Here is a 5,004-nt window from a genome sequence, read left to right on the forward strand (position 1 = left end):
CGACCGCCAATACGTCGAAGTGTCATTCAGATAGGTAGCGGAGGCGCGAGATGCTTGTGGCTCGCTCTTCTGGAACCGGCAACTTTGCGCCTTCATTTCGGTCGTAGAGGTAGTGATCATGCGTTCCTGAAACCCGACATCGATCAAGCGCTTTGATAACAGACGTGCCAAGATCCGCCATTGTGATAGCCGCGGGAGCCCTCTATGAAAGCGGCCTCTGAGCTTGGCTCAAATTGGCAGCCCGGCCTTTCGCGCGCCATCGAGGACCATCTCAATCTGCCTCGCCTGGGCCGCGCTGCGGTTAAGCCGCTCCGGCAGCACGTATTTTGGATTGACCGCCATCAGTTCGGCCCAGACCTGCTGCGCCTCCTCGGACTGCCCTAGATGGCCGAGGGCAGAGGCGAGATATCCGCGCGACCAGTCGGTGTCGGGCTTCAGGAGAATGCGTTCGCGGAACAAGGCTGCCGCCGTCTCGTAACGGCGGCCATAGAAGTACGCCATGCCGAGAAACTGGAGAAAGTGGAGGGTCGTGTCCAGCGATGGGTCAAGCCTCATTACCCGCTCATAGTGGGGAATAGCCTCGAGGGGCACCTCATCGGCGAGGCAAAGGTGGCCCTGCAGGTTGCTGGCAATCCCAGCATCCGGATTGAGCGCTATGACGATCGCGGCCTCCCGCCGAAACCGATCGAAGTCGCGGGCGAACATTGCCGTAAGTGCCGCTTGGAAGTGACCGTAGGCATGGTCCGGCGCAAGCTCGACCATTCTGCCCGCGACACTCTGCGCCGAGGTAAGCGAGCGATCGGGGTCGTCGCTCCAGCGGTTCAAATAGTCCATGTTGTGGGCGGTCGCGAGCGCACCCAGCGCGTCCACGAAGCTTGGATCGCGCTCAAGGGCCCGCCGGATCAGGTCGGTCGCGCGCGTGTACACATCGCGGTTCTGGGTCGGTCCGGTGAGGAGCGCGCGGCCGCGCATGAGAAGATCGAGCGCCTCGACGTCGTTGGTACCGCCGCTGATCGCGTTTGCCGTTTGCGCCGGTGTCAGCTTGAGCTTGAGGGCATCGACGATCTGGCGGGTCACTTCGTCCTGGATGGCGAAGATATCCGCCAACTCGCGGTCGAAGGTTTCCGCCCAGACGTGGGCGCCGCTCTTCCCGTCGGCAAGCTGCGCGCTCATCCGTAACCGATTGCCGCCGCGCCGAACGCTACCCGAGAGGACGAAGCGCACATCGAGATCCTTTCCGACCTTGCGCACGTCGACGTCGCTGCCGCGGAATGCAAAGCTCGAGTTGCGCGCGATTACCAGCAACCCCGGGAGCCTACCCAGGGCGACGATGATCTCCTCCGCGAGGCCATCGGCGAAAAATGCCTGCTCGGGATCACTGCTGAGGTTCACGAACGGCAAGACCGCGATCGAGGGGCGCTCGACACGGGGTGAGGCGGGTGTAGCAGGTGACACGAACCGGTAGCCGACGCGCGGGACGGTGACGATCCACTCGCCGCCAGCGATCGACGGACCAAGGGCCTTGCGGAGCGCGGCGATCTGGACGGTGAGATTGCTCTCCTCGATGGCCGCACCGCCCCAGCCGGCATCCATGAGCTCGGACTTGGTGAGAACCTCACCGGGGCGGCTGAACAAGGTTGCCAGCAACGCGACGCCCCGATGGCCGACCGGCAGCGGCTCGCCGTTCTTCGTGGCCAGCCTTGCAACCACGTCGAGTGCGAACGGCCCACAGATGATTCGTTGGTCCGACATATGCTCCGCTTCGGAACGTTTTTGGAACTATTCGCCGCAATTTCGGCAGGGCTTTAGGACCCCCAGCCAGCGCCTAGGCAACACTCCTCCTGTCGACCTAACGGTACAAGGGGAGAATGACAGATGTACTTCTACCATGAGAACTATCATGCGAGCTACTACGACGCGTATGGCACCGACGCCGATCTGGAAGACTTGAGGCTATGTGACCGGCGCGGCGACGACCGGACCTTTGAGCCTATCCGGATCCCCGCGATCCTGCACTGGCTGGTCATCGTGAGCGTCGCCCTTTGCGTTACCTCCGCGGCCATCTTCGGTCTGAGCTGAGGGGCCAAAAAGATGGTGCGTAGTAATCGAAAAATGCGGTTGACGAAGGCTCATGTGGCTCTCCTTCCCGCCCGGACCAGCGACCCGGGTCCTATGTGGCTCGACGGCGAAGCGCCGCGGCCTGACAGCTACTACTCCGCAGCGGCAGCGGCCCTGATCGAGGCAGTGCCTCCAGACGGAGATGTTTGGCTCTTCGCCTTTGGCTCGCTGATCTGGAACAAGCGCTTCACTTACGACGAGGAACGCCCGGGTATGGTACGTGGCTGGCATCGCGACTTCTGTCTAGGCCCGGACATCCGCTTTCGGGGCAATCCCCGAGCACCCGGATACACCCTTTCTCTTGATCGAGGAGGGCAATGCAAAGGCATGGTCTATCGGCTCCCTCGCCAAGGTCTTGCTGCCAACGTCGAGGGCCTGCTACGCAAAGAACCCCCTTTTCCACCCCGATGGTTGACAGTCGTTACCCCACTGGGTGTGGTGCGTGCCTTCTCGTTTACGCACCCCGGAAAGGGTATCGGCTATGCAGGTCATCTTGCAGACGAGGTGCTCGCCGATGCGCTCGCCCGGGCAGTTGGGATCATCGGTTCGATGGCGCAATACGTCTACTTGACAGCAAAGCACCTTGAACAGCTGGGCCTTTGCGACGACCGTATGTGGCGGATGCAGGAGATGATCGCCGAGCGCATTGAACAGGACTTCCCAGCTTGGACCCCGCCTGAATAAGCGGAGTCGATGGCCGATTGAACGCTTGGCTTGACACTTTTTTTGGTCTGGGGATTGAGGATGCCCGCCCTGAGAGGACTGCGTGCTGCAATTCGTTAGGAGCGTCCCCGGAAGAGTGCTATACTTACATCAATAGCCAACCTTCGAGAATTGTCGAAAGCGCACAGTAGCACTATGGTTTCTGGCGCATGGCGAAGCTTTGTAGCATAAGCTTTTCATTACCTTCGAATTTTGTCGGCCTCGGGTATGAGATCGGGCTCCTTCCCCGGAAGGAGAACGACATGCCGTCCAACGATCGAACGCCAAGAAATCGGTTGCTCAAAGCCTTGTCGGTATCCGCGTTCCAGCATCTCGAAAGCACGTGGGAGAAAGTCGAACTTCCCCTCCGCTCCGTTCTAGTCGAGAGCAACGAGCGGCCCGAGTTCATTTATTTTATCGAAAACGGGTTGGGTTCAGTAGTCGTGTCAAGCAATGACAACGAGAGCGTCGAGATTGGGCATATCGGCTTTGAAGGTGTAAGCGGAACACACCTGCTTCTGCAGACGGACACAACGCCTGTAAGGACATACATGCAGGTCGCGGGCAGCGCATTGCGTGTTCCAACCGACGTGTTCCTGAACGTTGTGGAAAAGGAGCGATCTGCGCGCGACCTCTTCCTCCGATATATCCATTGCCGGGATTTGCAACTAGCCCACTCGACTCTGGCAAATACCCGCTACAACATCCACGAGCGGCTCGCTCGGTGGCTCTTGATGTGCGACGACCGGCTCGATGGTGGCAACCTCGCATTGACGCACGAATTCCTCGCTCTCATGCTCGGTGTCCGACGCTCAGGCGTCACGACCGAACTTCACAGCCTCGAGGGAATCAGAGCCGTCCGCGCTACGCGTGGTAATGTCAGGATTCTCGATAGGTCAAAATTGTTGAGGATTGCAGGCGGCAGCTATGGTGTTCCAGAGGCTGAATACGACCGCTTGATCGGATCGCTCATGCCGGGCGCGTGATCGCCCTGCTGAAGGCAATCATGAACGAGACCTTTCCCGCGCCATCACAGACTTCCATCACTCTTTCAGATATGTCCAGGCCTTCGAGAACGGCAGCGCTCATCAGGGCACGAATATCCTTGAACGCCTCATCCCGCGCGGCCTCAATATTCGCAAGCTCCGTACCCTCAAGATCTTCGATTATCTCCTTTTCGGTAACGACGTTGAAGAAGTATCTCGTCATTTCATGCGGCCCATGGAAAGCCGTTGCTAGTTGGGACACGGTCGCCACCATGTCATCCAGATCAAACGGCTTTGCCATCATCCGGCTGTCAGGGACTGCCATTTTTGGCCAGTTGCCAGCACAGTCACCGGTCATATAAAGGACCGGGAGGTTTGGCTTCAGTTCGCGCGCGCGCCGGCCAACGTGCCAACCATCCGGGCCGTCGCCCAATCTGATGTCGGTTACAAGTGCTGTCAGTTCCGAGGCTCTATTCTCAAGAGCTATAACGGCGCCATACCCGCTCGATGCGGCGATGACATCAAAACCGACGTCAGCGAAAGCTCTCTCGAGAACAAATGCGACAGCAGGTTCGTCTTCAACCAACAAAATTCTTTTCGGCACGGAGACTCTCCCAGCGGCGGGAGCAGTTAGCCTCCGGGGCTATTCTCTCAGACGTCGAAGCCAGGCTGTGACGACGTTATTTTGAAATTAACAGCCTTTTCAGTGTCGAGAAAGAGAAATGTACGATTTCGACAATTCGGCCACAGGCCGATTGATAGTTTGGTACAAGCGAGGCGAGCTTGCCCTGGGTCGCGGCCCGGCTGCCCAGCTCGGACTGCCCGGACGCGGTTTATCGCTTAGGGTTCGGCGGCAAAGCGCCCTCAAGTCAGCCGTTGAGTCTGTTAGGCGTGCTCCCAAAAGCAGTCATCCATGGCATCCTTTGATGCCCGTCGCTCGGCGCTGGCTCACAACCCATGTCGCTGATGCGCCAATTGGAGTCATTGCGCTGAGAATCTAGGTTGCTGAGGAAAGCACGATGGAGATTGCAAGTGAGTCGACGGTATGTGTGGAAGTCAACTGCGGTGGTTGTGCACATACTGATATGGGTGGGGCTGGCTACGTGGTCTTACCTGACGGCCGGCCCTTACGCGTTCGCAAACTGCTGGCCGATCATCATGATCTACGTTCCTCCACTAGGATTTCTCTGGCTGGGGG

General features: G+C 59.0%; 5 protein-coding genes. 3 read left to right on the top strand and 2 right to left on the bottom strand.

The window, feature by feature from the left end:
- Positions 1–228: 228 nt before the first annotated feature.
- Positions 229–1,752: a winged helix-turn-helix domain-containing protein gene (locus AC2YI2_RS34775; protein ID WP_487391083.1), complete on the bottom strand. Its 1,524-nt coding sequence runs from the start codon at positions 1,750–1,752 to the stop codon at positions 229–231.
- Between the two features lie 123 nt (positions 1,753–1,875).
- Between AC2YI2_RS34775 and AC2YI2_RS34780 the strand changes: the two genes are divergently transcribed.
- The 3 genes from AC2YI2_RS34780 (at position 1,876) to AC2YI2_RS34790 (ending at position 3,806) form a co-directional block, all read left to right on the top strand.
- On the top strand, positions 1,876–2,079 hold the full coding sequence (locus AC2YI2_RS34780) for a hypothetical protein (protein WP_487391084.1): 204 nt from the start codon (positions 1,876–1,878) through the stop codon (positions 2,077–2,079).
- Positions 2,080–2,091: 12 nt separating this feature from the next.
- Positions 2,092–2,802, top strand: a complete 711-nt coding sequence (locus AC2YI2_RS34785; RefSeq protein ID WP_487391085.1) for a gamma-glutamylcyclotransferase — start codon at positions 2,092–2,094, stop codon at positions 2,800–2,802.
- Between the two features lie 281 nt (positions 2,803–3,083).
- Positions 3,084–3,806 (top strand): Crp/Fnr family transcriptional regulator, encoded by a 723-nt coding sequence (locus AC2YI2_RS34790; RefSeq protein ID WP_487391086.1) that lies wholly within the window; start codon positions 3,084–3,086, stop codon positions 3,804–3,806.
- On the opposite strand, the gene AC2YI2_RS34795 is transcribed toward AC2YI2_RS34790, so the two are convergent.
- On the bottom strand, positions 3,790–4,410 hold the full coding sequence (locus AC2YI2_RS34795; RefSeq protein ID WP_487391087.1) for a DUF6894 family protein: 621 nt from the start codon (positions 4,408–4,410) through the stop codon (positions 3,790–3,792). The two genes, AC2YI2_RS34790 and AC2YI2_RS34795, sit on opposite strands and share 17 nt — an antisense overlap.
- Positions 4,411–5,004 lie beyond the last annotated feature (594 nt).

The organism is Rhizobium sp. SRI_017 (assembly GCF_057586295.1).